General features: G+C 50.7%; 46 protein-coding genes. 39 read left to right on the forward strand and 7 right to left on the reverse strand.

Annotated elements, in window-relative coordinates; all coding sequences use genetic code 11:
• Nucleotides 1-223: 223 nt before the first annotated feature.
• Both bfd and bfr read left to right on the forward strand, forming a co-directional pair.
• Nucleotides 224-418 (forward strand): bacterioferritin-associated ferredoxin, encoded by a 195-nt coding sequence (gene bfd, locus ACOYA6_RS22710; protein WP_039032069.1) that lies wholly within the window; start codon nt 224-226, stop codon nt 416-418.
• Nucleotides 419-488: 70 nt separating this feature from the next.
• The gene (bfr, locus tag ACOYA6_RS22715; RefSeq protein ID WP_032614711.1) at nt 489-965 is read left to right on the forward strand and encodes a bacterioferritin; all 477 of its coding nucleotides are present in this window, start codon (nt 489-491) and stop codon (nt 963-965) included.
• Here the strand turns inward: bfr and ACOYA6_RS22720 are convergent.
• On the reverse strand, nt 949-1422 hold the full coding sequence (locus tag ACOYA6_RS22720) for a prepilin peptidase (RefSeq protein WP_422655460.1): 474 nt from the start codon (nt 1420-1422) through the stop codon (nt 949-951). The genes bfr and ACOYA6_RS22720 overlap by 17 nt on opposite strands.
• A 390-nt stretch (nt 1423-1812) precedes the next feature.
• On the opposite strand from ACOYA6_RS22720, the gene rpsJ reads away from it, so the two are divergent.
• The 31 genes from rpsJ to ACOYA6_RS22875 all read left to right on the forward strand — a co-directional run bounded on the left by rpsJ (nt 1813) and on the right by ACOYA6_RS22875 (nt 16670).
• Nucleotides 1813-2124: a 30S ribosomal protein S10 gene (rpsJ, locus tag ACOYA6_RS22725; protein ID WP_001181005.1), complete on the forward strand. Its 312-nt coding sequence runs from the start codon at nt 1813-1815 to the stop codon at nt 2122-2124.
• Nucleotides 2125-2156: 32 nt separating this feature from the next.
• Nucleotides 2157-2786: a 50S ribosomal protein L3 gene (rplC, locus tag ACOYA6_RS22730; RefSeq protein ID WP_016538466.1), complete on the forward strand. Its 630-nt coding sequence runs from the start codon at nt 2157-2159 to the stop codon at nt 2784-2786.
• 10 nt (nt 2787-2796) lie between these two features.
• Nucleotides 2797-3402: a 50S ribosomal protein L4 gene (rplD, locus tag ACOYA6_RS22735; RefSeq protein WP_003031119.1), complete on the forward strand. Its 606-nt coding sequence runs from the start codon at nt 2797-2799 to the stop codon at nt 3400-3402.
• Complete coding sequence (rplW, locus tag ACOYA6_RS22740; protein WP_004868363.1) at nt 3399-3701, forward strand: 50S ribosomal protein L23; 303 nt, start codon at nt 3399-3401, stop codon at nt 3699-3701. Before rplD ends, rplW begins: the two co-directional genes overlap by 4 nt.
• Before the next feature lie 17 nt (nt 3702-3718).
• The gene (rplB, locus tag ACOYA6_RS22745; protein ID WP_000301859.1) at nt 3719-4540 is read left to right on the forward strand and encodes a 50S ribosomal protein L2; all 822 of its coding nucleotides are present in this window, start codon (nt 3719-3721) and stop codon (nt 4538-4540) included.
• A gap of 16 nt (nt 4541-4556) precedes the next feature.
• Nucleotides 4557-4835 carry a 30S ribosomal protein S19 gene (gene rpsS, locus ACOYA6_RS22750; protein ID WP_001138115.1) on the forward strand — a complete coding sequence of 93 codons (279 nt, stop codon included), beginning with the start codon at nt 4557-4559 and terminating at the stop codon, nt 4833-4835.
• Nucleotides 4836-4849: 14 nt separating this feature from the next.
• Complete coding sequence (gene rplV, locus ACOYA6_RS22755; RefSeq protein WP_002919773.1) at nt 4850-5182, forward strand: 50S ribosomal protein L22; 333 nt, start codon at nt 4850-4852, stop codon at nt 5180-5182.
• Nucleotides 5183-5199: 17 nt separating this feature from the next.
• The gene (gene rpsC, locus ACOYA6_RS22760; protein ID WP_000529945.1) at nt 5200-5901 is read left to right on the forward strand and encodes a 30S ribosomal protein S3; all 702 of its coding nucleotides are present in this window, start codon (nt 5200-5202) and stop codon (nt 5899-5901) included.
• A 12-nt stretch (nt 5902-5913) separates the two neighbouring features.
• Nucleotides 5914-6324 (forward strand): 50S ribosomal protein L16, encoded by a 411-nt coding sequence (gene rplP, locus ACOYA6_RS22765; RefSeq protein WP_002919759.1) that lies wholly within the window; start codon nt 5914-5916, stop codon nt 6322-6324.
• A complete protein-coding gene (rpmC, locus tag ACOYA6_RS22770; RefSeq protein WP_032614707.1) occupies nt 6324-6515 on the forward strand; it encodes a 50S ribosomal protein L29 in 192 nt (63 codons plus the stop codon). The genes rplP and rpmC overlap by 1 nt, the downstream gene beginning before the upstream one ends.
• Nucleotides 6515-6769 carry a 30S ribosomal protein S17 gene (rpsQ, locus tag ACOYA6_RS22775; protein WP_008503489.1) on the forward strand — a complete coding sequence of 85 codons (255 nt, stop codon included), beginning with the start codon at nt 6515-6517 and terminating at the stop codon, nt 6767-6769. Before rpmC ends, rpsQ begins: the two co-directional genes overlap by 1 nt.
• A gap of 165 nt (nt 6770-6934) precedes the next feature.
• Nucleotides 6935-7306, forward strand: coding sequence for a 50S ribosomal protein L14 (rplN, locus tag ACOYA6_RS22780; RefSeq protein WP_004160583.1), 372 nt, complete (start codon nt 6935-6937; stop codon nt 7304-7306).
• Nucleotides 7307-7316: 10 nt separating this feature from the next.
• Nucleotides 7317-7631, forward strand: a complete 315-nt coding sequence (gene rplX / locus ACOYA6_RS22785; RefSeq protein ID WP_003863287.1) for a 50S ribosomal protein L24 — start codon at nt 7317-7319, stop codon at nt 7629-7631.
• A gap of 14 nt (nt 7632-7645) precedes the next feature.
• Nucleotides 7646-8185 (forward strand): 50S ribosomal protein L5, encoded by a 540-nt coding sequence (gene rplE, locus ACOYA6_RS22790; RefSeq protein WP_039032067.1) that lies wholly within the window; start codon nt 7646-7648, stop codon nt 8183-8185.
• A 14-nt stretch (nt 8186-8199) separates the two neighbouring features.
• Nucleotides 8200-8505 (forward strand): 30S ribosomal protein S14, encoded by a 306-nt coding sequence (gene rpsN / locus ACOYA6_RS22795; protein WP_032614701.1) that lies wholly within the window; start codon nt 8200-8202, stop codon nt 8503-8505.
• Between the two features lie 30 nt (nt 8506-8535).
• Nucleotides 8536-8928: a 30S ribosomal protein S8 gene (rpsH, locus tag ACOYA6_RS22800; RefSeq protein ID WP_032614699.1), complete on the forward strand. Its 393-nt coding sequence runs from the start codon at nt 8536-8538 to the stop codon at nt 8926-8928.
• A 12-nt stretch (nt 8929-8940) separates the two neighbouring features.
• Nucleotides 8941-9474, forward strand: a complete 534-nt coding sequence (rplF, locus tag ACOYA6_RS22805; RefSeq protein WP_039032066.1) for a 50S ribosomal protein L6 — start codon at nt 8941-8943, stop codon at nt 9472-9474.
• Between the two features lie 9 nt (nt 9475-9483).
• The gene (gene rplR / locus ACOYA6_RS22810; RefSeq protein ID WP_032614694.1) at nt 9484-9837 is read left to right on the forward strand and encodes a 50S ribosomal protein L18; all 354 of its coding nucleotides are present in this window, start codon (nt 9484-9486) and stop codon (nt 9835-9837) included.
• A 14-nt stretch (nt 9838-9851) separates the two neighbouring features.
• The gene (gene rpsE / locus ACOYA6_RS22815; protein WP_007369821.1) at nt 9852-10352 is read left to right on the forward strand and encodes a 30S ribosomal protein S5; all 501 of its coding nucleotides are present in this window, start codon (nt 9852-9854) and stop codon (nt 10350-10352) included.
• Between the two features lie 6 nt (nt 10353-10358).
• On the forward strand, nt 10359-10538 hold the full coding sequence (gene rpmD / locus ACOYA6_RS22820; RefSeq protein ID WP_003863301.1) for a 50S ribosomal protein L30: 180 nt from the start codon (nt 10359-10361) through the stop codon (nt 10536-10538).
• 3 nt (nt 10539-10541) lie between these two features.
• On the forward strand, nt 10542-10976 hold the full coding sequence (rplO, locus tag ACOYA6_RS22825) for a 50S ribosomal protein L15 (protein ID WP_039032065.1): 435 nt from the start codon (nt 10542-10544) through the stop codon (nt 10974-10976).
• A gap of 7 nt (nt 10977-10983) precedes the next feature.
• Nucleotides 10984-12315, forward strand: a complete 1332-nt coding sequence (gene secY, locus ACOYA6_RS22830) for a preprotein translocase subunit SecY (RefSeq protein ID WP_039032064.1) — start codon at nt 10984-10986, stop codon at nt 12313-12315.
• A 31-nt stretch (nt 12316-12346) separates the two neighbouring features.
• A complete protein-coding gene (gene rpmJ / locus ACOYA6_RS22835; protein ID WP_000868187.1) occupies nt 12347-12463 on the forward strand; it encodes a 50S ribosomal protein L36 in 117 nt (38 codons plus the stop codon).
• Nucleotides 12464-12609: 146 nt separating this feature from the next.
• A complete protein-coding gene (rpsM, locus tag ACOYA6_RS22840; protein ID WP_003031135.1) occupies nt 12610-12966 on the forward strand; it encodes a 30S ribosomal protein S13 in 357 nt (118 codons plus the stop codon).
• 16 nt (nt 12967-12982) lie between these two features.
• Nucleotides 12983-13372: a 30S ribosomal protein S11 gene (gene rpsK / locus ACOYA6_RS22845; RefSeq protein WP_003863312.1), complete on the forward strand. Its 390-nt coding sequence runs from the start codon at nt 12983-12985 to the stop codon at nt 13370-13372.
• A gap of 34 nt (nt 13373-13406) precedes the next feature.
• Complete coding sequence (gene rpsD, locus ACOYA6_RS22850; protein WP_032614687.1) at nt 13407-14027, forward strand: 30S ribosomal protein S4; 621 nt, start codon at nt 13407-13409, stop codon at nt 14025-14027.
• A 25-nt stretch (nt 14028-14052) separates the two neighbouring features.
• Nucleotides 14053-15042: a DNA-directed RNA polymerase subunit alpha gene (locus tag ACOYA6_RS22855; protein WP_002919219.1), complete on the forward strand. Its 990-nt coding sequence runs from the start codon at nt 14053-14055 to the stop codon at nt 15040-15042.
• A gap of 40 nt (nt 15043-15082) precedes the next feature.
• Nucleotides 15083-15466, forward strand: a complete 384-nt coding sequence (rplQ, locus tag ACOYA6_RS22860) for a 50S ribosomal protein L17 (protein WP_001216368.1) — start codon at nt 15083-15085, stop codon at nt 15464-15466.
• 106 nt (nt 15467-15572) lie between these two features.
• On the forward strand, nt 15573-15941 hold the full coding sequence (locus tag ACOYA6_RS22865) for a DnaJ family domain-containing protein (RefSeq protein WP_139563731.1): 369 nt from the start codon (nt 15573-15575) through the stop codon (nt 15939-15941).
• 2 nt (nt 15942-15943) lie between these two features.
• Nucleotides 15944-16369: a Zn(2+)-responsive transcriptional regulator gene (gene zntR / locus ACOYA6_RS22870; RefSeq protein WP_422655461.1), complete on the forward strand. Its 426-nt coding sequence runs from the start codon at nt 15944-15946 to the stop codon at nt 16367-16369.
• A gap of 55 nt (nt 16370-16424) precedes the next feature.
• Nucleotides 16425-16670: an alternative ribosome-rescue factor A gene (locus tag ACOYA6_RS22875; RefSeq protein WP_039032070.1), complete on the forward strand. Its 246-nt coding sequence runs from the start codon at nt 16425-16427 to the stop codon at nt 16668-16670.
• On the opposite strand, the gene mscL is transcribed toward ACOYA6_RS22875, so the two are convergent.
• The 5 genes from mscL to def form a co-directional block, all read right to left on the reverse strand.
• Nucleotides 16638-17054 carry a large-conductance mechanosensitive channel protein MscL gene (mscL, locus tag ACOYA6_RS22880; protein WP_039032061.1) on the reverse strand — a complete coding sequence of 139 codons (417 nt, stop codon included), beginning with the start codon at nt 17052-17054 and terminating at the stop codon, nt 16638-16640. The genes ACOYA6_RS22875 and mscL overlap by 33 nt on opposite strands.
• Before the next feature lie 148 nt (nt 17055-17202).
• Nucleotides 17203-18579 (reverse strand): Trk system potassium transporter TrkA, encoded by a 1377-nt coding sequence (gene trkA, locus ACOYA6_RS22885; protein ID WP_039032060.1) that lies wholly within the window; start codon nt 18577-18579, stop codon nt 17203-17205.
• A 22-nt stretch (nt 18580-18601) separates the two neighbouring features.
• A complete protein-coding gene (gene rsmB / locus ACOYA6_RS22890; protein WP_422655462.1) occupies nt 18602-19888 on the reverse strand; it encodes a 16S rRNA (cytosine(967)-C(5))-methyltransferase RsmB in 1287 nt (428 codons plus the stop codon).
• A gap of 52 nt (nt 19889-19940) precedes the next feature.
• Nucleotides 19941-20888, reverse strand: coding sequence for a methionyl-tRNA formyltransferase (fmt, locus tag ACOYA6_RS22895; RefSeq protein WP_422655463.1), 948 nt, complete (start codon nt 20886-20888; stop codon nt 19941-19943).
• Nucleotides 20889-20913: 25 nt separating this feature from the next.
• Nucleotides 20914-21423: a peptide deformylase gene (def, locus tag ACOYA6_RS22900; RefSeq protein ID WP_039032057.1), complete on the reverse strand. Its 510-nt coding sequence runs from the start codon at nt 21421-21423 to the stop codon at nt 20914-20916.
• 127 nt (nt 21424-21550) lie between these two features.
• On the opposite strand from def, the gene dprA reads away from it, so the two are divergent.
• Genes dprA through ACOYA6_RS22930 form a run of 6 tightly spaced genes read left to right on the forward strand, consistent with a single transcriptional unit; the run spans nt 21551 to nt 25333 of the window.
• A complete protein-coding gene (dprA, locus tag ACOYA6_RS22905) occupies nt 21551-22675 on the forward strand; it encodes a DNA-protecting protein DprA (protein WP_422655464.1) in 1125 nt (374 codons plus the stop codon).
• Entirely contained in the window at nt 22647-23120 is a 474-nt protein-coding gene (smg, locus tag ACOYA6_RS22910; protein ID WP_039032055.1) for a DUF494 family protein Smg, read from the forward strand. Before dprA ends, smg begins: the two co-directional genes overlap by 29 nt.
• Before the next feature lie 26 nt (nt 23121-23146).
• On the forward strand, nt 23147-23689 hold the full coding sequence (locus tag ACOYA6_RS22915; RefSeq protein WP_072036740.1) for a DNA topoisomerase family protein: 543 nt from the start codon (nt 23147-23149) through the stop codon (nt 23687-23689).
• A gap of 4 nt (nt 23690-23693) precedes the next feature.
• Complete coding sequence (gene tsaC / locus ACOYA6_RS22920; protein ID WP_422655465.1) at nt 23694-24266, forward strand: L-threonylcarbamoyladenylate synthase type 1 TsaC; 573 nt, start codon at nt 23694-23696, stop codon at nt 24264-24266.
• Between the two features lie 3 nt (nt 24267-24269).
• Nucleotides 24270-25088 (forward strand): shikimate dehydrogenase, encoded by an 819-nt coding sequence (aroE, locus tag ACOYA6_RS22925; protein ID WP_422655466.1) that lies wholly within the window; start codon nt 24270-24272, stop codon nt 25086-25088.
• Entirely contained in the window at nt 25085-25333 is a 249-nt protein-coding gene (locus ACOYA6_RS22930; RefSeq protein WP_039032051.1) for a DUF1488 family protein, read from the forward strand. The genes aroE and ACOYA6_RS22930 overlap by 4 nt, the downstream gene beginning before the upstream one ends.
• Here ACOYA6_RS22930 and ACOYA6_RS22935 read toward each other — a convergent pair.
• Nucleotides 25309-25863 (reverse strand): gamma carbonic anhydrase family protein, encoded by a 555-nt coding sequence (locus ACOYA6_RS22935; protein WP_422655467.1) that lies wholly within the window; start codon nt 25861-25863, stop codon nt 25309-25311. The genes ACOYA6_RS22930 and ACOYA6_RS22935 overlap by 25 nt on opposite strands.
• Nucleotides 25864-26083: the final 220 nt, after the last annotated feature.

Consider the following 26083-nt stretch of genomic DNA (forward strand, 5'->3'; position numbering starts at 1 on the left):
CGGCCGTACCGTTGGCGCGGGTGTTGTTGCTAAAGTTCTGGGCTAATTAATTATCCCTGAATTAAAAAGGACGCTTCGGCGTCCTTTTTTGTTTTTGCAGGATTGTCCCTGTCACAAATTTTCGCATTTTTTGTTCGCTCCCGCCCCGTATCATGGCGATTGTGCTATTGTAATCATAATTATTCTCACTTACACTTTGCGCATATTTTGAACGGGAGTGGTTATGTACGTTTGTTTATGTAACGGTGTAAGCGATAAAAAAATTCGGCAGGCCGTTCGCCAGTTTCAACCTCAATCTTTTCAGCAGCTGCGTAAGTTTATTCCAGTAGGAAATCAATGCGGTAAGTGCGTTCGTGCTGCCCGTGAAATCATGCAGGATGAATTGATGCAGATCCCGGAATACAAAGAGATTGCCTGAGACTCACTCTTTTTTTTGACATCCCTGTAGCCCCATCTACGCTTCAATGAGTGGAAGCGGAGGGACTATAATGAAAGGTGATATTAAAATCATAAGTTATCTCAATAAATTATTGGGAAATGAGCTTGTCGCAATCAATCAATACTTTCTCCATGCGAGAATGTTCAAAAACTGGGGGCTGACTCGCCTCAACGACGTTGAATACCATGAATCTATCGACGAGATGAAACATGCCGATAAGTACATCGAGCGTATTTTATTTCTCGAAGGTATCCCCAACCTGCAGGATCTTGGCAAGCTGGGCATTGGTGAAGATGTCGAAGAAATGCTGCGTTCGGATCTGGCACTGGAACTTGAGGGTGCGAAAGACTTGCGTGAAGCTATCGCTTATGCGGACAGCGTTCACGATTACGTCAGCCGCGACATGATGATTCAGATCCTGGCCGATGAAGAAGGTCATATTGACTGGCTCGAAACTGAACTGGATCTTATTGGTAAAATTGGGCTGCAAAATTACCTCCAGTCGCAGATTAAAGTGGAAAGCTGATCAGGCTGTCCATGCCCAGCATTAAACCCGCTGCCGCCATAAAAGGCCCAAATGGTAGCGGGTTTTTTAATACCTGTTTTTCAGGTTTGCACATCGCAACTATCAAAAGATAAAGCGTTGCCAACAGGGCAGCTGATAAAGCCAGTACAGGAAGCACGCACCACCCATGCCAGGCACCCAGTGCACCCAGATACTTCACATCACCATATCCCAGACCTTCACGTTTTCGAATCAATTTATAAGTCCAATAAATAATCGCGAATCCAACATAGCCTGTTATCGCACCCGCCACTGCGGCAGGTAACTGCTCGGGACGAAGACATAGGTGATAAAGCAGACCAGCCCAGAGCAGAGGACACAGGTATTTATCCGGAAGCAAATGCGATCGGATATCCTCACGAACAAGCAGGATGGTTAAACCCAGGTAGGTTATCAGAAAGGGTAGGGTAGTGAGCATTGGCCTTGACCTCCATGTAATGTGTGCGGCCATACTCCTCTCAAACCTGAAGGCTAAACAAATAAAAAAACATAACTCTGCGAGACGCCTTCCTGACTGTTATCGCGACGCGGTAATTTTGCAGCACGTTTACGAGGCGCTTCGCAAAAAGTGAGCGCTACCGTCTATTTTCTAAACCAGGCTTGCGTCTTGCGCAGATTTACGTATAATGCGCGGGCTTGTCGTAATTGACGGCTGGTTCAATCTGAACCCCGGGCAACAATCTTTTTCAGTTGCCTAACAACGCTCCCAATCGGGGGGCTACGTAAGAACGGTTACACTCTCCCATCAATCGTAATGGGTCTGAGTAGTGATCATTTTCGTTTATAAAATAATTGGAGCTCTGGTCTCATGCAGAACCAAAGAATCCGTATCCGCCTTAAAGCGTTTGATCATCGTCTGATCGATCAATCAACCGCGGAAATCGTCGAGACTGCTAAGCGCACTGGTGCGCAAGTCCGTGGTCCGATCCCGCTGCCGACCCGCAAAGAGCGCTTTACCGTTCTGATCTCTCCGCACGTTAACAAAGACGCGCGTGATCAGTACGAGATCCGCACTCACAAGCGTCTGGTTGACATCGTTGAGCCAACTGAGAAAACCGTTGATGCTCTGATGCGTCTGGATCTGGCTGCCGGTGTAGACGTGCAGATCAGCCTGGGTTAATCAGGTCATCGAGCGATTGAGAGGTTGATACAATGATTGGTTTAGTCGGTAAAAAAGTGGGTATGACCCGCATCTTCACTGAAGATGGCGTTTCTATCCCAGTAACCGTAATCGAAGTTGAAGCAAACCGCGTTACTCAGGTTAAAGATCTGGCTAACGATGGCTACCGTGCCGTTCAGGTTACCACTGGTGCTAAAAAAGCTAACCGTGTAACCAAGCCGGAAGCTGGTCACTTCGCTAAAGCTGGCGTAGAAGCTGGCCGTGGTCTGTGGGAATTCCGTCTTGCTGAAGGCGAAGAGTTCACCGTAGGTCAGGACATTAGCGTTGAGCTGTTTGCAGAAGTTAAAAAAGTTGACGTAACCGGTACCTCTAAAGGTAAAGGTTTTGCTGGTACCGTTAAGCGCTGGAACTTCCGTACCCAGGACGCTACTCACGGTAACTCCTTGTCTCACCGCGTTCCGGGTTCTATCGGTCAGAACCAGACTCCGGGCAAAGTGTTCAAAGGCAAGAAAATGGCAGGTCAGCTGGGTAACGAACGTGTAACCGTTCAGAGCCTGGACGTAGTACGTGTTGACGCTGAGCGCAACCTGCTGCTGGTTAAAGGTGCGGTTCCGGGTGCAACCGGTAGCGACCTGATCGTTAAACCAGCTGTGAAGGCGTAAGGGGATAGCAATGGAATTAGTATTGAAAGACGCGCAGAGCGCGCTGACTGTTTCCGAAACTACCTTCGGTCGTGATTTCAACGAAGCGCTGGTTCACCAGGTTGTTGTTGCTTATGCAGCTGGTGCTCGTCAGGGTACTCGTGCTCAGAAGACTCGTGCTGAAGTAACTGGTTCCGGCAAAAAGCCGTGGCGCCAGAAAGGTACCGGCCGTGCGCGTTCAGGTTCTATCAAGAGCCCGATCTGGCGTTCCGGTGGCGTGACCTTCGCTGCTCGCCCGCAGGACCACAGTCAAAAAGTTAACAAAAAGATGTACCGCGGCGCGCTGAAAAGCATCCTGTCCGAACTGGTACGTCAGGATCGTCTGATCGTTGTCGAATCTTTCTCTGTAGAAGCGCCTAAAACTAAGCTGCTGGCACAGAAACTGAAAGACATGGCTCTGGAAGATGTGCTGATCATCACCGGTGAGCTGGACGAGAACCTGTTCCTGGCTGCGCGCAACCTGCACAAGGTTGACGTACGCGATGCAACTGGTATCGACCCGGTTAGCCTGATCGCCTTCGACAAAGTCGTAATGACTGCTGATGCTGTTAAGCAAGTTGAGGAGATGCTGGCATGATTCGTGAAGAACGTCTGCTGAAGGTGCTTCGTGCACCGCACGTTTCTGAAAAAGCGTCTGCTGCGATGGAAAAAACAAACACCATCGTTCTCAAAGTTGCTAAAGACGCGACCAAAGCAGAAATCAAAGCTGCTGTGCAGAAACTGTTTGAAGTCGAAGTCGAAGTCGTTAACACCCTGGTAGTTAAAGGGAAAGTTAAACGTCACGGACAGCGTATCGGTCGTCGTAGCGACTGGAAAAAAGCTTACGTCACCCTGAAAGAAGGCCAGAATCTGGACTTCGTTGGCGGCGCTGAGTAAGTCGGAGGAGTAATACAATGGCAGTTGTTAAATGTAAACCGACATCTCCGGGTCGTCGCCACGTTGTTAAAGTGGTTAACCCTGAGCTGCACAAGGGCAAGCCTTTTGCTCCGTTGCTGGAAAAGAACAGCAAATCCGGTGGTCGTAACAACAATGGCCGTATCACCACTCGTCACATCGGTGGTGGCCACAAGCAGGCTTATCGTATTGTTGACTTTAAACGCAACAAAGACGGTATCCCAGCAGTTGTTGAGCGTCTTGAGTACGATCCGAACCGTTCCGCGAACATCGCGCTGGTTCTGTACAAAGATGGCGAACGCCGTTACATCCTGGCCCCTAAAGGCCTGAAAGCTGGCGACCAGATTCAGTCTGGCGTTGATGCTGCAATCAAAGCAGGTAACACCCTGCCGATGCGCAATATCCCGGTTGGTTCTACCGTTCATAACGTAGAAATGAAACCAGGTAAAGGCGGTCAGCTGGCACGTTCCGCTGGTACTTACGTTCAGATCGTTGCGCGTGATGGTGCTTATGTCACCCTGCGTCTGCGTTCTGGTGAAATGCGTAAAGTCGAAGCAGACTGCCGCGCTACTCTGGGCGAAGTTGGCAATGCTGAGCATATGCTGCGCGTTCTGGGTAAAGCAGGTGCTGCACGCTGGCGTGGTGTTCGTCCTACCGTTCGCGGTACTGCGATGAACCCAGTCGACCACCCACATGGTGGTGGTGAAGGTCGTAACTTTGGTAAGCACCCGGTAACTCCGTGGGGCGTTCAGACCAAAGGTAAGAAGACCCGCAGCAACAAGCGTACTGATAAATTTATCGTACGTCGCCGTAGCAAATAATATTAGAGGATAAGCCATGCCACGTTCTCTCAAGAAAGGTCCTTTTATTGACCTGCACTTGCTGAAGAAGGTAGAGAAAGCGGTGGAAAGCGGAGACAAGAAGCCCCTGCGCACTTGGTCCCGTCGTTCAACGATCTTTCCTAACATGATCGGTTTGACCATCGCTGTCCATAATGGTCGTCAGCACGTTCCAGTATTTGTTTCCGACGAAATGGTCGGCCACAAACTGGGTGAATTCGCACCGACTCGTACTTATCGCGGCCACGCTGCTGATAAAAAAGCGAAGAAGAAATAAGGTAGGAGGAAGAGATGGAAACTTTAGCTCAACATCGCCATGCTCGTTCTTCTGCTCAGAAGGTTCGCCTTGTTGCTGACCTGATTCGCGGTAAGAAAGTGTCGCAGGCCCTGGATATTCTGACCTACACCAATAAGAAAGCGGCTGTACTGGTCAAGAAAGTTCTGGAATCTGCCATTGCTAACGCTGAACACAACGATGGCGCTGACATTGACGATCTGAAAGTCGCGAAAATCTTCGTAGACGAAGGCCCGAGCATGAAGCGCATTATGCCGCGTGCGAAAGGTCGTGCAGATCGCATCCTGAAGCGCACCAGCCACATTACTGTGGTTGTGTCCGATCGCTGAGACTCTGGAGACTAGCAATGGGTCAGAAAGTACATCCTAATGGTATTCGCCTGGGTATTGTAAAACCATGGAACTCAACCTGGTTTGCGAACACCAAAGAATTCGCTGACAACCTGGACAGCGATTTTAAAGTACGTCAGTACCTGACTAAGGAACTGGCTAAAGCGTCTGTATCTCGTATCGTTATCGAGCGTCCAGCTAAGAGCATCCGTGTGACCATTCACACTGCTCGCCCTGGCATCGTAATCGGTAAGAAAGGCGAAGACGTAGAAAAACTGCGCAAGGTCGTAGCGGATATCGCTGGCGTTCCTGCACAGATCAATATCGCTGAAGTTCGTAAGCCTGAACTGGACGCTAAATTGGTTGCTGACAGCATCACTTCACAGCTGGAACGTCGCGTTATGTTCCGTCGTGCTATGAAGCGTGCCGTACAGAACGCAATGCGTCTGGGCGCTAAAGGTATCAAAGTTGAAGTTAGCGGCCGTCTGGGCGGCGCGGAAATCGCACGTACCGAATGGTACCGCGAAGGTCGCGTACCGCTGCACACTCTGCGTGCTGACATCGACTACAACACCTCTGAAGCGCACACCACTTACGGTGTAATCGGCGTTAAGGTATGGATCTTCAAAGGTGAGATCCTGGGTGGTATGGCTGCTGTTGAACAACCGGAAAAACCGGCTGCGCAACCTAAAAAGCAGCAGCGTAAAGGCCGTAAATAAGGAGCGTCGCTGATGTTACAACCAAAGCGTACAAAATTCCGTAAAGTGCACAAAGGCCGCAACCGTGGTCTGGCGCAGGGTACGGATGTTAGCTTCGGCACTTTCGGTCTGAAAGCTGTTGGCCGTGGTCGTCTGACTGCACGTCAGATCGAAGCAGCACGTCGTGCTATGACCCGTGCAGTTAAGCGTCAAGGTAAAATTTGGATCCGTGTATTCCCGGACAAACCAATTACCGAGAAGCCGCTGGAAGTTCGTATGGGTAAAGGTAAAGGTAACGTGGAGTACTGGGTTGCCTTGATTCAGCCGGGCAAAGTCCTGTATGAAATGGACGGTGTTCCGGAAGAGCTGGCCCGTGAAGCCTTCGGCCTGGCAGCAGCGAAACTGCCTATCAAAACCACCTTTGTAACTAAGACGGTGATGTAATGAAAGCAAATGAGCTGCGTGAAAAAAGCGTAGAAGAGCTGAACGCTGAGCTGCTGAACCTGCTGCGTGAGCAGTTCAACCTGCGTATGCAGGCTGCAAGTGGCCAGCTGCAACAGACTCACCTGCTGAAGCAAGTGCGTCGTGATGTTGCACGCGTTAAGACTTTACTGACTCAGAAGGCGGGTGCGTAATGACCGATAAAATCCGTACTCTGCAAGGTCGTGTTGTTAGCGACAAAATGGAGAAATCCATCGTTGTTGCTATCGAACGTATTGTGAAACACCCGATCTACGGTAAATTCATCAAGCGTACGACCAAACTGCACGTACATGACGAGAACAACGAATGTGGTATCGGCGACAAGGTTGAAATCCGTGAATGCCGTCCACTGTCCAAGACTAAGTCCTGGACGCTGGTTCGCGTTGTAGAGAAAGCGGTTCTGTAATAGAGTAGCCTTCTCGATACGAATAAACGGCTCAGCAATGGGCCGTTTATTTTTTCTACCCATATTGCAGAAGCGGTGTTATAATGCCGCGCCCACGATATGGGGCTTTTTAACGGCTCTGATTTTAGAGTCTCAGGTAGTAGTTGACATTAGCGGAGCACTGAAATGATCCAAGAACAGACTATGCTGAACGTCGCCGACAACTCCGGTGCACGTCGCGTAATGTGTATCAAGGTTCTGGGTGGCTCGCACCGTCGCTACGCAGGCGTAGGCGACATCATCAAGATCACCATCAAGGAAGCAATTCCACGTGGTAAGGTCAAGAAAGGTGATGTGCTGAAAGCGGTAGTGGTGCGCACCAGGAAGGGTGTTCGTCGCCCTGACGGTTCTGTCATTCGCTTCGATGGTAATGCATGCGTTATTTTAAACAATAACAGCGAGCAGCCTATCGGCACGCGTATCTTTGGGCCGGTAACTCGTGAACTTCGTACTGAAAAGTTCATGAAAATTATCTCTCTGGCACCAGAAGTACTCTAAGGAGCGAATCATGGCAGCGAAAATCCGTCGTGATGACGAAGTTATCGTGTTAACCGGTAAAGATAAAGGTAAACGCGGTAAAGTAAAAAATGTTCTGTCTTCCGGCAAACTCGTCGTTGAAGGTATCAACCTGGTCAAGAAACATCAGAAGCCGGTTCCGGCCCTGAACCAGCCAGGTGGCATCGTTGAAAAAGAAGCTGCAATTCAGGTTTCCAACGTTGCAATCTTCAATGCGGCAACCGGTAAGGCTGACCGTGTAGGCTTTAGATTCGAAGACGGCAAAAAAGTCCGTTTCTTCAAGTCTAACAGCGAAACTATCAAGTAATTTGGAGTAGTACGATGGCGAAACTGCATGATTACTACAAAGACGAAGTAGTTAACAAACTCATGACTGAGTTTAACTACAATTCTGTCATGCAAGTCCCTCGGGTCGAGAAGATCACCCTGAACATGGGTGTTGGTGAAGCGATCGCTGACAAGAAACTGCTGGATAACGCAGCAGCTGACCTGACAGCAATCTCCGGTCAAAAACCGCTGATCACCAAAGCACGCAAATCTGTTGCAGGCTTCAAAATCCGTCAGGGCTATCCGATCGGCTGTAAAGTAACTCTGCGTGGCGAACGCATGTGGGAGTTCCTTGAGCGCCTGATCTCTATTGCTGTTCCTCGTATCCGTGACTTCCGTGGCCTGTCCGCTAAGTCTTTCGACGGTCGTGGCAACTACAGCATGGGTGTCCGTGAGCAGATCATCTTCCCAGAGATCGACTACGATAAAGTCGATCGCGTGCGTGGTTTGGATATTACCATTACCACTACTGCGAAATCTGACGAAGAAGGCCGCGCTCTGCTGGCTGCGTTTGACTTCCCGTTCCGCAAGTAAGGTAGGGTTACTGAATGGCTAAGCAATCAATGAAAGCACGCGAAGTAAAGCGCGTGGCTTTAGCTGATAAATTCTTCGCTAAACGCGCTGAACTGAAAGCGATCATTTCTGATGTGAACGCTTCCGACGAAGATCGTTGGAATGCTGTTCTCAAGCTGCAGTCTCTGCCGCGTGATTCCAGCCCGTCTCGTCAGCGTAACCGCTGTCGTCAAACAGGTCGTCCACATGGTTTCGTGGGCAAGTTCGGGTTGAGCCGTATCAAACTGCGTGAAGCCGCCATGCGCGGTGAAGTACCAGGCTTGAAAAAGGCTAGCTGGTAATTACCAATTGAATCACGGGAGTAAAGACAGATGAGCATGCAAGATCCGATCGCGGATATGCTGACCCGTATCCGTAACGGTCAGGCCGCGAACAAAGTTGCGGTCACCATGCCTTCCGCCAAGCTGAAAGTGGCAATTGCCAACGTGCTGAAGGAAGAAGGTTTTATCGAAGATTTTAAAGTTGAAGGCGACACCAAGCCGGAACTGGAACTTACTCTTAAGTATTTCCAGGGTAAAGCTGTTGTAGAAAGCATTCAGCGTGTCAGCCGCCCAGGCCTGCGCATCTATAAGAAAAAAGATGAGCTGCCAAAAGTTATGGCCGGCATGGGTATCGCAGTTGTTTCTACCTCTAAAGGTGTTATGACTGATCGTGCAGCGCGCCAGGCTGGTCTTGGTGGCGAAATTATCTGCTACGTAGCCTAATCGGAGGAAAAAATGTCTCGTGTTGCTAAAGCACCGGTCGTTATTCCTGCCGGCGTTGATGTAAAAATCGACGGTCAGGTTATTACGATCAAAGGTAAAAATGGCGAGCTGACTCGTACCCTCAACGATGCTGTTGAAGTTAATCATGCAGACAACGCTCTGACCTTCGGCCCACGTACTGGTTACGTTGATGGCTGGGCTCAGGCTGGTACCGCGCGTGCCCTGCTGAACTCAATGGTTGTTGGTGTTACCGAAGGCTTCACTAAAAAGCTTCAGCTGGTTGGTGTAGGTTACCGTGCAGCGATCAAAGGGAATGCAGTAGGCCTGTCTCTGGGCTTCTCACACCCTGTTGAACATCAGCTGCCAGCAGGTATTACTGCAGAATGTCCGACTCAGACTGAAATCGTGCTGAAAGGCGCTGATAAACAGCTGATCGGTCAGGTTGCAGCAGATCTGCGCGCCTACCGTCGTCCTGAGCCTTATAAAGGCAAGGGTGTTCGTTACGCCGACGAAGTCGTGCGTACCAAAGAGGCTAAGAAGAAGTAAGGTAACACTATGGATAAGAAATCTGCTCGTATCCGTCGTGCGACCCGCGCACGCCGCAAGCTCAAAGAGCTGGGTGCAACTCGCCTGGTGGTACATCGTACCCCGCGTCATATTTACGCACAGGTCATTGCACCAAACGGTTCTGAAGTTCTGGTAGCTGCTTCTACTGTAGAAAAAGCTATTACAGAACAATTGAAGTACACCGGTAACAAAGACGCTGCTGCAGCTGTAGGTAAAGCTGTTGCTGAACGCGCTCTGGAAAAAGGCATCACAGTTGTGTCCTTTGACCGTTCCGGGTTCCAATATCATGGTCGCGTCCAGGCACTGGCAGATGCTGCCCGTGAAGCTGGCCTTCAGTTCTAAGGTAGAGGTGTAAGATGGCTCACATCGAAAAACAGGCTGGCGAACTGCAGGAAAAGCTGATCGCGGTTAACCGCGTATCTAAAACCGTTAAAGGTGGTCGTATTTTCTCCTTCACAGCTCTGACTGTAGTTGGTGACGGTAACGGTCGCGTTGGTTTTGGTTACGGTAAAGCGCGTGAAGTTCCAGCAGCGATCCAGAAAGCGATGGAAAAAGCCCGTCGCAATATGATTAACGTCGCGCTGAACCACGGCACCCTGCAGCACCCAGTTAAGGGTACTCACACGGGTTCTCGTGTCTTCATGCAGCCAGCTTCCGAAGGTACCGGTATCATCGCCGGTGGTGCAATGCGCGCCGTTCTGGAAGTTGCTGGAGTTCATAACGTTCTGGCTAAAGCATATGGTTCCACCAACCCGATCAACGTGGTTCGTGCAACTATTGATGGCCTGGAAAATATGAAATCTCCAGAAATGGTCGCTGCCAAGCGTGGTAAATCCGTTGAAGAAATTCTGGGGTAATTGACCATGGCAAAGACTATTAAAATTACACAAACCCGCAGTGCAATCGGACGTCTGCCGAAACACAAGGCAACGCTGCTTGGCCTGGGTCTGCGTCGTATTGGTCATACCGTTGAGCGCGAGGATACTCCTGCTGTTCGTGGTATGGTCAACGCGGTTTACTTCATGGTTAAAGTTGAGGAGTAAGAGATGCGTTTAAATACTCTGTCTCCGGCCGAAGGCTCTAAAAAGGCGGGTAAACGCCTGGGTCGTGGTATCGGTTCTGGCCTCGGCAAAACCGGTGGTCGTGGTCACAAAGGTCAGAACTCTCGTTCTGGCGGTGGCGTACGTCGCGGTTTCGAGGGTGGTCAGATGCCACTGTACCGTCGTCTGCCGAAGTTCGGCTTCACTTCTCGCAAATCAGCGATCACAGCCGAAGTTCGTCTGTCTGACCTGGCGAAAGTTGAAGGCGGCGTTGTAGACCTGAACACGCTGAAAGCAGCAAACATTATCGGTATTCAGATCGAGTTCGCGAAAGTGATCCTGTCTGGTGAAGTTTCTACTCCGGTAACTGTTCGTGGCCTGCGTGTTACTAAAGGTGCTCGTGCTGCTATCGAAGCTGCTGGCGGTAAAATTGAGGAATAAGTAGCAGATGGCTAAACAACCGGGATTAGATTTTCAAAGTGCCAAAGGTGGGCTTGGCGAACTGAAACGCAGACTTTTGTTTGTGATCGGGGCGCTGATTGTTTTCCGTATTGGCTCTTTCATTCCGATCCCTGGTATTGATGCCGCTGTACTTGCCAAACTGCTTGAGCAACAGCGTGGCACCATCATTGAAATGTTTAACATGTTCTCTGGTGGTGCTCTCAGCCGTGCTTCTATCTTTGCTCTGGGTATCATGCCGTACATTTCGGCATCGATTATTATCCAGCTGCTGACGGTCGTTCATCCGACTCTGGCAGAACTGAAGAAAGAAGGGGAGTCTGGTCGTCGTAAGATCAGCCAGTACACCCGTTACGGCACTCTGGTGCTGGCAATATTCCAGTCGATCGGTATTGCTACCGGTCTTCCGAATATGCCTGGTATGCAGGGCCTGGTTATTAACCCGGGCTTTGCATTCTATTTCACCGCTGTTGTAAGTCTGGTCTCAGGAACAATGTTCCTGATGTGGCTCGGCGAACAAATTACTGAACGTGGTATCGGTAACGGTATTTCGATCATTATTTTCGCTGGTATTGTTGCGGGACTCCCGCCAGCCATTGCCCATACGATCGAGCAAGCGCGTCAAGGCGACCTGCACTTCCTCCTGTTGCTGTTGGTTGCAGTATTAGTATTTGCAGTGACGTTCTTTGTTATCTTCGTTGAACGTGGTCAACGCCGCATTGTGGTAAACTACGCAAAACGTCAGCAAGGTCGTCGTGTCTATGCTGCACAGAGCACACATTTACCGCTGAAAGTGAATATGGCAGGGGTAATCCCGGCAATCTTCGCTTCCAGTATTATTCTGTTCCCGGCAACCATCGCGTCATGGTTCGGGGGCGGTACTGGTTGGAACTGGCTGACAACAATTTCGCTGTATTTGCAGCCTGGGCAACCGCTTTATGTGTTACTCTATGCGTCTGCGATCATCTTCTTCTGTTTCTTCTACACGGCGTTGGTCTTCAACCCACGTGAAACAGCAGATAACCTGAAGAAGTCCGGTGCATTTGTACCAGGAATTCGTCCGGGAGAGCAAACGGCGAAGTATATCGATAAAGTAATGACTCGCCTGACTTTGGTTGGTGCGCTTTATATTACTTTTATTTGCCTGATCCCGGAGTTCATGCGTGATGCGATGAAAGTACCGTTCTACTTCGGTGGAACCTCACTGCTTATCGTTGTTGTCGTGATTATGGACTTTATGGCTCAAGTGCAAACTCTGATGATGTCAAGTCAGTACGAGTCTGCATTGAAGAAGGCGAACCTGAAAGGCTACGGCCGCTAAAAGGTCGCCCGAGAAGTTACGGAGAGTAAAAATGAAAGTTCGTGCTTCCGTCAAGAAATTATGCCGTAACTGCAAAATCGTTAAGCGTGATGGTGTCATCCGTGTGATTTGCAGTGCCGAGCCGAAGCATAAACAGCGCCAAGGCTGATTATTTCGCATATTTTTCTTGCAAAGTTGGGTTGAGCTGGCTAGATTAGCCAGCCAATCTTTTGTATGTCTGTACGTTTCCATTTGAGTATCCTGAAAACGGGCTTTTCAGCATGGTGCGTACATATTAAATAGTAGGAGTGCATAGTGGCCCGTATAGCAGGCATTAACATTCCTGATCAGAAACATGCTGTGATCGCATTAACTTCGATCTATGGCGTCGGCAAGACCCGTTCTAAAGCCATTCTGGCTGCAGCGGGTATCGCTGAAGATGTTAAGATCAGTGAGCTGTCTGAAGAACAAATCGACACGCTGCGTGACGAAGTTGCCAAATTTGTCGTTGAAGGTGATCTGCGCCGTGAAGTTAGCATGAGCATCAAGCGCCTTATGGACCTTGGTTGCTATCGCGGTTTGCGTCATCGTCGTGGTCTGCCAGTGCGCGGTCAGCGTACTAAGACCAACGCACGTACCCGTAAGGGTCCGCGCAAACCGATCAAGAAATAATCGGGGTGATTGAATAATGGCAAAGGCACCAGTTCGTGCACGTAAGCGTGTAAGAAAACAAGTCTCTGACGGCGTGGCTCATATCCATGCTTCTTTCAACAACACCATCGTTACTATTACTGATCGTCAGGGTAACGCACTGGGTTGGGCAACAGCCGGTGGTTCCGGTTTCCGTGGTTCTCGCAAATCCACTCCGTTCGCAGCTCAGGTTGCAGCAGAGCGTTGCGCTGAAGCCGTAAAAGAATACGGCATCAAGAATCTGGAAGTTATGGTAAAAGGTCCGGGTCCGGGTCGCGAATCTACCGTTCGTGCTCTGAACGCCGCTGGTTTCCGCATCACTAATATTACTGATGTGACTCCGATCCCTCATAACGGTTGTCGTCCGCCGAAAAAACGTCGCGTATAACGCGTTCGTTTTCCAGGTTTGTTGGAGATAGAAAATGGCAAGATATTTGGGTCCTAAGCTCAAGCTGAGCCGTCGTGAGGGCACCGACTTATTCCTTAAGTCTGGCGTTCGCGCGATCGATACCAAGTGTAAAATTGAACAAGCTCCTGGCCAGCACGGTGCGCGTAAACCGCGTCTGTCTGACTATGGTGTGCAGTTGCGTGAAAAGCAGAAAGTTCGCCGTATGTACGGTGTGCTGGAGCGTCAGTTCCGTAACTACTATAAAGAAGCAGCACGTCTGAAAGGCAACACCGGTGAAAACCTGTTGGCTCTGCTGGAAGGTCGTCTGGACAACGTTGTATACCGTATGGGCTTTGGCGCCACTCGTGCTGAAGCACGTCAGATGGTTAGCCATAAAGCAATCATGGTAAACGGTCGTGTTGTTAACATCGCTTCTTATCAGGTTAAAGCGAATGACGTTGTTAGCATTCGTGAGAAAGCGAAAAAGCAATCTCGCGTGAAAGCCGCTCTGGAGCTGGCTGAGCAGCGTGAAAAGCCAACCTGGCTGGAAGTTGATGCTGGCAAGATGGAAGGTACGTTCAAGCGTCAGCCGGAACGTTCTGATCTGTCTGCGGACATTAACGAACACCTGATCGTCGAGCTTTACTCCAAGTAAAGCTTAGTACCAAAGAGAGGACACAATGCAGGGTTCTGTGACAGAGTTTCTAAAACCGCGCCTGGTAGATATCGAGCAAGTGAGTTCGACGCACGCCAAGGTGACCCTTGAGCCTTTAGAGCGTGGCTTTGGCCATACTCTGGGTAACGCACTGCGCCGTATTCTGCTCTCATCGATGCCGGGTTGCGCGGTGACCGAGGTTGAGATTGATGGTGTACTTCATGAGTACAGCACCAAAGAAGGCGTTCAGGAAGATATCCTTGAAATCCTGCTCAACCTGAAAGGGCTGGCGGTGAGAGTTCAGGGTAAAGATGAAGTTATTCTTACTCTGAATAAATCTGGCATTGGCCCTGTGACTGCAGCCGACATCACCCATGATGGTGATGTCGAAATCGTCAAGCCGCAGCACGTGATCTGCCACCTGACCGATGAGAACGCAGCTATTAGCATGCGTATCAAAGTTCAGCGCGGTCGTGGTTATGTGCCGGCTTCTGCCCGAATTCATTCGGAAGAAGATGAGCGCCCAATCGGCCGTCTGCTGGTCGACGCATGCTACAGCCCTGTAGAGCGTATTGCCTACAATGTTGAAGCAGCGCGTGTAGAACAGCGTACCGACCTGGACAAGCTGGTCATCGAAATGGAAACCAACGGCACAATCGATCCTGAAGAGGCGATTCGTCGTGCGGCAACCATCCTGGCAGAACAACTGGAAGCTTTCGTTGACTTACGTGATGTACGTCAGCCGGAAGTGAAAGAAGAGAAACCAGAATTCGATCCGATCCTGCTGCGCCCTGTTGACGATCTGGAATTGACTGTCCGCTCTGCTAACTGCCTCAAGGCAGAAGCTATCCACTATATCGGTGATCTGGTACAGCGTACCGAGGTTGAGTTGCTGAAAACGCCGAACCTGGGTAAAAAATCTCTTACTGAGATTAAAGACGTGCTGGCTTCACGTGGTCTGTCTCTGGGCATGCGCCTGGAAAACTGGCCACCGGCAAGCATTGCTGACGAGTAACCGGATCACAGGTTAAGGTTTTACTGAGAAGGATAAGGTCATGCGCCATCGTAAGAGTGGTCGTCAACTGAACCGCAACAGCAGCCATCGCCAGGCTATGTTCCGCAACATGGCAGGTTCACTGGTTCGTCATGAAATCATCAAGACGACCCTGCCTAAAGCGAAAGAGCTGCGTCGCGTAGTTGAGCCGCTGATTACTCTTGCCAAGACTGACAGCGTTGCTAATCGTCGTCTGGCATTCGCCCGCACTCGTGATAACGAGATCGTGGCAAAACTGTTTAATGAACTGGGCCCGCGTTTCGCGAGCCGTGCCGGTGGTTACACTCGCATTCTGAAGTGTGGCTTCCGTGCAGGCGACAACGCTCCGATGGCTTACATCGAGCTGGTTGATCGTTCAGAGAAAGCAGAAGCTGCTGCAGAGTAATCTGTAGTATCGTAAAAAAACCCGCCTCGGCGGGTTTTTTTATATCTGCTGCATCCCCACTTTTCTACAATAGTCATATTCTTTTCCTTCTCTCCGGAGTTTTGCTATGTGGCTACTCGACCAATGGGCAGAGAGACACATTCAGGATGCCCAACGGCAGGGTGAATTCGATAACCTACCCGGCAATGGCCAGCCTTTGGTACTGGATGACGATTCGCATGTACCTCCTGAACTGCGCGCCGGCTATCGCATGTTGAAAAATGCCGGTTGTCTCCCTCCTGAACTTGAACAGCGTAAACAGGCGCTCGAGCTGTCTCAACTCCTCGCCACCGTCAGGGAAGGATCTGCAGAGTATACGGATTACACTCGTCGTCTTGCTCTCCTGGAGCTTAAACTTCGTCAGGCAGGAGTAAGTACTGAGTTTCTGCATGGTGATTACGCCGGGCGGTTGATGCAAAAAATTAAGGAGGACTAGAAATGTATCGTATTGGCGAAATTGCGAAGCTGGCAGACGTCACACCCGATACCATTCGGTATTACGAAAAGCAGCAGATGATGGAACATGAAATACGCACGGAGGGCGGTTTTCGGTTGTACACCGACAGGGATCTTCAACGCCTGAAGTTTATTCGCCATGCGCGACAACTGGGTTTCACGCTGGAGTCGATCCGCGAGTTACTGTCGATCCGCATCGATCCTGAACACCACACCTGTCAGGAATCCAAAAGCATTGTGCAGGCAAGACTGAGTGAGGTTGAAGCGCGCATCAAAGAGCTTCAAACCATGCGGCTGTCATTACAGCGACTGAATGATGCGTGTTGTGGTACCGCACACAGCAGTGTTTATTGTTCTATTCTGGAAACCCTTGAACAAGGGGCAAATGGCGGGTCTCGCGGATGTTGATTTTATTATCAACTCCACCTACACTCGCGTTGATATTTTGAACACTGGAGAGAGTATGAGCCATTATCAGCACAAGAAAGGGCAGATCAACGATAACGCCATCGAAGCACTATTGCATGATCCCTTATTCAGACAGCGAATCGAGAAAAACAAGAAAGGGAAAGGAAGTTATCTGCGTAAAACTAAACATGCAAAACGGGGTAACTGGGAGGCCAGTGGCAAGCAAGCGAATCGCTTTCTTACCACTGGCCTTCTTGCTTTAAGGGGATTACAAAGTGCGATTGTTCTGCGCTTTCAGTAAATCGCGGATTTCAGTAAGCAAGACTTCTTCTTTCGATGGCGCTGGCGGGGCTGCCGGTTCTTCTTTTTTCTTACGATTTAATCTGTTGATGAGCTTGATGGCCATGAAGATGGCGAAAGCAACAATCACAAAATCAAATACATTTTGAATAAATACGCCATAGTGCATTACCACAGCAGGGATATCACCCTGTGCTTCACGTAGCGTTACGGCGAATTGTTTAAAATCGATCCCGCCAATCAACAGCCCCAGTGGTGGCATGATGATATCGGCAACCAGTGATGAAACGATCTTGCCAAACGCCGCACCAATAATGACACCCACAGCCAAATCCACTACATTTCCGCGCATCGCAAATTCGCGAAATTCTTTGATAAAACTCATTTTGTTCTCCTTGTGCCAGCTGACAAATACAAGTTTAACAAATCATTAGAGGATTGCCATTGAAGAGAGACATGCGTCACAGAAATATAACCCTTACATATTATTGGGTTAAATAGAAAAGGTGCTGCTAACAGCACCTTTTTGGCGATCACAGGAAGAAAGGACTTGGCTGGAACAAACGTTCGACGTCGGTAATAAACTTTTTATCCGTCAGGAACATAATGACGTGATCGCCTTGCTCAATACGTAAATTGTCATTGGCAATCATCACATCATTACCGCGCACTACTGCACCAATAATGGTGCCCGGCGGGAGTTTAATTTCATCAATAGTACGTCCAACCACACGTGATGTACTCTCATCACCATGCGCCACGGCTTCGATCGCTTCTGCCACACCACGACGCAGGGAAGAAACTCCCACAATATCTGCTTTTCGCACATGGCTTAGCAGGGCAGAGATGGTTGCCTGTTGCGGCGAAATCGCAATATCAATCACGCTGCCCTGCACCAGATCGACATAGGCCCGACGCTGGATCAGCACCATGACCTTTTTCGCACCCATCCGTTTAGCCAGCATTGCTGACATGATGTTCGCTTCATCATCGTTGGTAACAGCAATGAAAAGATCGACTTGATCGATATGCTCTTCGGCAAGCAGCTCCTGATCCGACGCATCGCCATAAAAAACGATCGTATTTTGCAGTTTTTCTGCCAGTTCAGCGGCGCGCTGTTGATCGCGTTCGATCAATTTGACGCTGTAATCTTTTTCCAGCTGTCGTGCCAGGCCGGCACCGATATTACCGCCACCGACCAGCATGATGCGCTTATAGGGTTTTTCCAGCCGCTGGAGCTCACTCATTACCGCACGGATATGCTGTGATGCGGCGATAAAGAAGACTTCGTCCCCGGCTTCGACAATGGTTGAACCTTGCGGACGGATAGGGCGGTCATGACGGAAAATCGCGGCGACGCGCGTGTCAATGTGTGGCATATGTTCGCGCATCGTTGAGAGTGCGTTACCGATCAATGGGCCGCCATAGTAGGCTTTGACCACCGCGAGACTGACCTTGCCTTCCGCAAAATTAACAACCTGCAGTGCGCCCGGGTATTCGATCAACCGGTAAATACTGTCGATAACCAGCTGCTCTGGCGCGATCAAATGGTCGATCGGAACCGCTTCGGAATTAAACAACTTGTCGGCATCGCGAACGTAATCCGGAGAACGGATGCGCGCGATTCGGTTTGGAGTGTTAAATAACGAATAGGCAACCTGACAGGCAACCATATTGGTTTCATCTGAACTGGTGACAGCAACCAGCATGTCTGCGTCATCAGCTCCGGCTTCTCGTAACACCCGCGGGTGAGAGCCATGACCCTGTACCACACGCAGATCGAATTTATCCTGCAGCCCGCGCAGACGATCGCCATTGGTATCAACAATAGTGATGTCGTTATTCTCACCGACCAGGTTTTCTGCCAGCGTACCGCCTACCTGTCCCGCGCCCAGAATGATTATCTTCATATCTTGTGACCCGTTATCAACATCACTCTTTGATTAGCTTAGCGTAAAAGAAGCCATCGCCTTCTTCTGCCCCGGGCAGGTTTTGTTTGCCGGGTAACTCTGGCGTGCCGGTCAGATGCAGACGGGCATCAGGGGTACGCTTCAGGAACGCGGCGATCTGCTGGCTATTCTCTTCTGGCAGCACAGAACAGGTGGCATAAACCAGCGTCCCGCCTGTTTTCAGATGGGGCCAGATGGCGTCTAGGATCTCTGACTGCAGCTGTGCCAGTTCCTTGATATCCCGGTCACGGCGCAACCATTTAATATCCGGGTGACGGCGTATAACACCGGTAGCTGAGCAAGGGGCATCCAGTAAAATACGATCGAACTGCTCATCCCCACACCACTGGGCAGGCGTCCGCCCGTCCCCTTGCTTCACCTCGGCCTTCATGCCCAGACGTTTGAGGTTATCGTAGACACGAGAAAGACGCTGTTCGTCAACGTCGACGGCCATCACGCTTGCCTGCGGCGCGACTTCCAGAATGTGTGTGGTTTTACCGCCCGGCGCGGCGCAGAGATCAAGGATCCGCTCGCCATTCTGCGGTTCAAGCCAGGTCATACAGCCTTGTGCTGAAGCGTCCTGAACGGTCACCCAGCCCTGTTCAAACCCTGGAAGGGCATGCACCGGAGCTGGCGCAGCCAGACGCACCGCATCGCTATATTCAGGATGAGAGAATCCGGTCATCCCGGCGCCTTCCAGCAGCGCCAGCCAGGCATCGCGGGAGTGGTGATTGCGGTTAACGCGCAGCCACATCGGTGGACGCTGGTTATTGGCCTCAATCAGCGTTTCCCATTGCTGGGGATAAGCCTTCTGCAGACGTTTTAATAACCAGTCGGGATGCAGGAAACGTTTTTCCGTACGGGCAAACTCAGCCAGCAGCTCATCTTGCTGACGCTGAAACTGACGCAAAACGCCATTAATCAGCCCTTTAAGCTGCGGGCGCTTTACTGCAACCGCGCCTTCTACGGTTTCTGCCAGTGCAGCATGAGGAGGAATACGGGTATGCAGCAACTGATAGAAGCCAACCATGATCAGGTAGTGAACGACGCGCTGCTTGCCCGCCATCGGGCGCGCCATGAGTTTTCCGATCAACCATTCCAGCTGGGGTAACGTGCGCAGGACACCAAAGCACAACTCCTGAAGCAGTGCCTTATCTTTATCGGAAACTTTTTGCTGTAACGGTGGCAGAACATTGCTCAGTGACTGGCCCTGTTCGACCACTTGCTCGATTGCCTGTGCTGCCAGGCTGCGTAAATTTTGTTTTTTCATAACCGCAAAAATAAAAATGCCCGGAAACTCCGGGCCTTAAATTGAGATGATCTCAGGCGAGACTGTTGCCAGGCGTAAACCATTCACGGCGAGAGTTCAGAAGGTCCTGCGCGCTCATGGCTTTTTTACCTGCAGGTTGTAAGGATTCCAGATTAAGGATCCCTTCAACTGTCGCGACCTGAATACCCTGCTTACTGGCTTCGATAATTGTTCCAGGTGCAGCGTTGGTGTTGCTATCAATCACGGAAGCCTTCCAGACTTTCACCGGCTGCCCGTCTATTTCCAGCCAGCTCATTGGCCACGGATTAAATGCCCGGATGCAGCGCTCAAGCTGAGCAGCAGAAAGAGACCAGTCGAGGCGGGCCTCTTCTTTGCTGAGCTTTTCAGCATGTGTCACTAACGCTTCGTCCTGGACTTCGGGTTGTGTCCGACTCTCTGCCAACTGTTGCAGAGTATCAATCAGGCCTTTAGGCCCAAGTTCAGCCAGTTTGTCATACAGGGTGCCACTGGTGTCTTCGGCAGTAATTGGGCAAGAGAGCTTATACAGCATGTCGCCGGTATCCAGACCTACGTCCATCTGCATAATCGTCACGCCAGTTTCGGCATCGCCGGCCCATAAAGAACGCTGGATTGGCGCCGCGCCGCGCCAGCGTGGGAGCAGTGAACCATGGACATTAATGCAGCCCAGGCGAGGCATATCAAGAACCGCCTTTGGCAGGATGAGGCCATACGCCACAACCACCATGACATCTGCATTCAACTGAGCAACCAGCTGCTGATTTTCCTGCGGCCGTAACGACACGGGCTGAAACACCGGTAAACCGTGCTCTTCTGCCAGCACTTTAACCGGGCTCGGCATCAGTTTTTTGCCACGGCCTGCCGGACGGTCGGGCTGGGTAAATACGCCAACAACCTGATGGCCAGACGACAACAGCGCGTCCAGATGACGCGCTGCAAAGTCAGGTGTACCTGCGAAGATGATACGTAGTGATGTAGACACGTTATTCCTTGTATCCGGGGTCACATTAAGCGCGAGCGCGCATGCGATCCAGTTTCTCTACTTTCTGACGAATACGCTGCTGCTTCAGTGGAGAGAGATAATCGATAAAGAGTTTACCGACCAGATGATCCATCTCATGCTGAATGCAGATGGCCAGCAGATCATCCGCTTCCAGTTCGAACGGCTTACCGTCGCGATCGAGCGCGCGGATTTTGACTTTTTCTGCACGCGGTACCAGCGCTCTCTGCTCAGGAATAGAGAGACAACCTTCTTCAATACCGGTTTCGCCGCTTTTTTCCAGGAGCTCCGGATTGATTAACACCAGGCGCCCGTCGCGGTTTTCAGAAACGTCGATGACGATGATGCGCTGGTGAATGTCCACCTGCGTAGCCGCGAGACCAATGCCTTCTTCGGCGTACATCGTATCGAACATATCATCAATGATACGTTGAGTTTCTGCATTCACTTCTTTAACCGGTTCGGCGACTTTGCGAAGGCGCTCGTCCGGGATATGTAACACTTGCAAAACTGCCATATATTTCCAGAGTCGTGTTCAGGAGTTGATAAGAATATAACCTCTATTCTAGACAAAACCCCCTCTGATTGACAGCATCAGTGACCAATCGCAAAGATTGCTATAGCGGCTTGTGGCAGGGGAAAGGATGACATCCACAGAGATTTGGCTACGCCTGATAAGCACGGGAGAATTGTACGGCGACAAGATGGTGGCGATGGCGCAGCAGCTGCAGCGCGAATCCCATATTGATGCCGCTCTGCTGGTGGAAATGGGGCTCACCCATAAGCAAAAGGAGAAGTTTTTATCAGTTTCACCTCATGAACTTGAACGCAGCATGGCGTGGCTGGCAGAGCAGGGGCATCATCTGATATGTGCGGATAGTGCCCTTTATCCAGAGCAGCTACGCGCTATCACAGATTATCCGGGTGCCTTGTTTGTCAGGGGAAATCCCTCGGTGCTGTCGAGCCTGCAACTGGCCGTCGTAGGCAGCCGTACTCACTCCTGGTATGGGGAGCGCTGGGGTAAGATTCTTTGTGAGCAGCTGGCTCAGGCGGGGCTTACGATCACCAGCGGCCTCGCCTGTGGTATCGATGGTATCGCGCATCGCGCTGCGCTTAACGTTAAAGGTAAAAGCGTTGCAGTTCTGGGAAACGGGCTGGCAGATGTCTATCCTCGTCGCCATAAGGCGTTGGCTTCGCAACTTGTTGAGAGTGGCGGGGCTGTTATTTCTGAGTTTTCACTCGCGACACCTCCGTGGCCGGGGAATTTCCCTCGGCGTAACCGCATTATTAGCGGCCTCAGTCAGGGAGTATTCGTTATAGAAGCGCTGATAAGAAGTGGTTCGCTTGTGACGGCCAAATGTGCGCTTGAACAGGGGCGTGAAGTCTTCGCATTACCGGGAGCAATAGGGAGCCCGGGAAGTGAAGGTCCTCACTGGTTAATAAAGCAAGGCGCGACGCCCGTGACGGCGGTAGACGATATTCTGGAAAGTTTGCAATCTGGACTGAAATGGTTGCCAGAGGATCCCGAAAATTGGCTTTATTCATCAGATCAGGACCAGGTAGCATTGCCATTTCCTGAGCTCCTGGCTAACGTAGGAGATGAGGTAACACCTGTTGACGTTGTCGCTGAACGTGCCGGCCAACCTGTGCCAGTAACGGTAGCACAGCTACTGGAACTGGAGTTAGCAGGATGGATCGCAGCTGTACCCGGCGGCTATGTCCGATTAAGGAGGGCAAGCCATGTTCGACGTACTCATGTATTTGTTTGAGACTTACATCCATAACGAAGCTGAAGCACGCGTGGATCAGGACAAACTCACACGCGATCTCACCGATGCAGGTTTCGAACGGGAAGATATTTACAACGCGTTAATATGGCTGGAAAAACTGGCTGATTATCAGGAAGGCCTTGCCGAACCGATGCAGTTAGTTTCCGATCCACTGTCTGTACGCATCTATACGGCTGAAGAGTGTGAAAGGCTGGATGCCAGTTGCCGGGGATTTATCTTATTCCTGGAGCAGATTCAGGTGCTGAACCTCGAAACGCGAGAAATGGTGATAGAGCGCGTCATGGCGCTGGATACGGCAGAATTTGAGCTGGAAGATCTGAAGTGGGTCATCCTGATGGTTCTGTTCAATATTCCAGGGTGTGAAAATGCCTATCAGCAAATGGAAGAATTACTCTTTGAAGTGAATGAAGGTATGCTGCATTAATTCATCATGCAGCACCAAGAGTTGTTATGGCCAAATCAGCACTATTTACGGTGCGTAAAAATGAGTCCTGCCCGCAGTGTGGGGCAGAACTTGTTATCCGGTCCGGTAAACACGGGCCGTTTCTCGGTTGTTCGCACTATCCAGAATGTGATTATGTCCGTCCCCTGAAAAATCAGGCGGACGGGCATATTGTTAAAGTTCTGGAGGGACAGGCATGCCCGCAATGTGGTGGCGATCTGGCGCTGCGCCAGGGGCGTTTTGGCATGTTTATCGGCTGCAGCCGCTATCCCGAATGCGATCACACTGAACAAATCGATAAACCAGATGAAACAGCCTTAGCCTGTCCGCAATGCGACAGCGGTCATCTCGTTCAACGCCGCTCACGCTATGGTAAGACATTCCACTCCTGCGATCGTTATCCTGAATGTCAGTTTGTTACCAATTTCAAACCGGTGGCGGGGAGCTGCCCTGAGTGCCATTACCCGCTACTTATCGAGAAAAAAACGGCGCAAGGGATGAAGCGCTTTTGCGCCAGTAAACAATGTGGAAAGCCGGTTTCGGCGGAATAATAAAGTGAAGAATAACCTGCAACCAGGCTCCGTTGCGTATGCAGTGGACGTGCTGAAGAATGAAGAAGTCATCGCCTATCCAACAGAAGCTGTTTTTGGGGTGGGATGCGATCCCGACAGCGAATTAGCCGTAACACGCTTATTAACACTGAAACAGCGTCCGGTCGAAAAAGGCCTGATTTTAATCGCTGCCAGTTTTGAACAGCTTAAGCCTTATATTGATGATTCCATGTTGACGTCAGCGCAGCGTGAAACCATTTTTTCAGCCTGGCCGGGGCCGGTAACCTTTGTGTTTCCTGCTTTGCCGACAACGCCACGATGGCTGACGGGGCGTTTCGACTCCCTTGCGGTGCGCGTGACGGACCATCCACTGGTAATCGAATTATGTAATCATTTTGGTAAACCGCTGGTTTCAACCAGCGCCAACCTGACGGGATTGCCTCCTTGCCGCACCTCAGAAGAGGTGGTAGCGCAGTTTGGCAGCGACTTCCCTGTGGTTATCGGTGAAACCGGTGGCCGGCTGAATCCGTCAGAAATTCGTGATGCTTTGACCGGCGAGCGTTTTCGCCAGGGGTAACAGATGGAAACCTACGCCGTTTTTGGTAATCCAGTTGCGCATAGCAAGTCGCCGTTTATTCATCAGCAGTTCGCGCAACAGCTGCATATCGATCACCCTTATGGCCGCGTACTTGCGCCCGTTGATGCCTTTGTAACGACGCTGGAGGCTTTTTTTGCTGGTGGCGGAAAAGGGGCGAATGTCACGGTGCCTTTTAAAGAAGAGGCTTTCGGGCGCGCCGATGAGTTAACAGAGCGGGCTTCCCTTGCGGGAGCCGTGAATACCCTCAAGCGTCTTGAAGACGGCCGAATTCTGGGGGACAACACAGATGGTATTGGCCTGCTGAGCGATCTGGAACGTTTATCATTTATCAAACCCGGCGCGCGGATCCTGTTGATTGGCGCAGGCGGCGCGGCGCGGGGTGTGATTTTACCTCTGCTCTCGCTGGATTGCGCAGTGACCATAACGAACCGTACTTATTCCCGGGCAGAAGAGTTGGCCGCTCTTTTCGCTCATACCGGCAGCATTCATGCTGTCGCCATGGACGCGTTGAGCAACCATGAATTCGACCTGATCGTTAATGCGACTTCAAGTGGCATCGGCGGTGAAATTCCCGCAATCCCCTCGTCATTAGTCAGTGAACATGTTTATTGCTATGACATGTTCTATCAGAAAGGCAAAACACCTTTTCTTAACTGGTGCGAGCAGCAAGGCGCAAAACATCTTGCTGACGGGCTGGGTATGCTGGTGGGGCAAGCCGCGCATGCGGTGATGCTCTGGCATGGTGTTCTGCCAGAAGTGGAGCCGGTCATTGAAAAACTTAAACTGGAGCTATCGGCATGAATCAGGCGATCCAGTTTCCGGATCGAGAAATCTGGGATGAAGAAAAGCTGGCCGTCTGTTTTCCGGCGCTGGTTAATGGTATGCAAATGATGTGTGCCATTGAAGGGGTAACGTTGGCCCGTCGTTTTGGGGATGGCCTTCCCCTTGATAGGTTTCGTGAACATCGCTGGGATCTGGAAGAAGAAGCCAGCGATGCTATCCGTAATGGTGATGAGGACGATCAGGGTTGGTTCTGGCTTTCCTGATCCAGATAGTCATTCTTCCATTTAACGTAGTTATTGGCCGAGTACTTCAAACCTTCTATTTCCGCTTCCGTCAGGGGGCGGATCTGTTTTACCGGACTTCCTAAATAGAGGAAGCCACTTTCGAGCTGCTTGTTTTGTGGAACCAGGCTGCCGGCACCAATCATCACGTTATCTTCTACTACCACACCATCCAGCAAAATAGACCCCATGCCAACCAGAACGCGATTGCCTATCGTGCAGCCGTGCAACATCACTTTATGACCGACGGTAACTTCTTCACCCACGATCAGCGGATTACCTTCTGGTTTATAAGAGGATTTATGGGTGACATGCAGTACGCTGCCATCCTGAATATTGGTACGAGCGCCGATAGCGACATAGTTAACGTCACCACGAATGGCGACCAGTGGCCAGATACTGACATCATCACCCAGCCGGACATCGCCAATGACCACGCTGCTGCTGTCGATCATGACGCGATCGCCTTGTTTCGGGAAAAGATCTTTGTAGGGACGGATTACTGCAGACATATCAACCTCGACTGATGTGCGTTCTACAGAAGACTTTGATCCTATTACTCGGCTTGATCAAGGGGGATTGGTGTCATTATTTGAGCATATCGGATGGGATTTCGGCGAAAAGAACGAAAAAAGAACAGTCGGAATAAAAGATCGAAAAAATGCTTGTGCTAAAAACTGGGATCCCTATAATGCGCCTCCATCGACACGGCGGATGTGAATCACTTCACAT

The organism is Leclercia barmai, from assembly GCF_049312895.1.
In the GTDB taxonomy this organism is placed as follows: domain Bacteria; phylum Pseudomonadota; class Gammaproteobacteria; order Enterobacterales; family Enterobacteriaceae; genus Enterobacter; species Enterobacter barmai.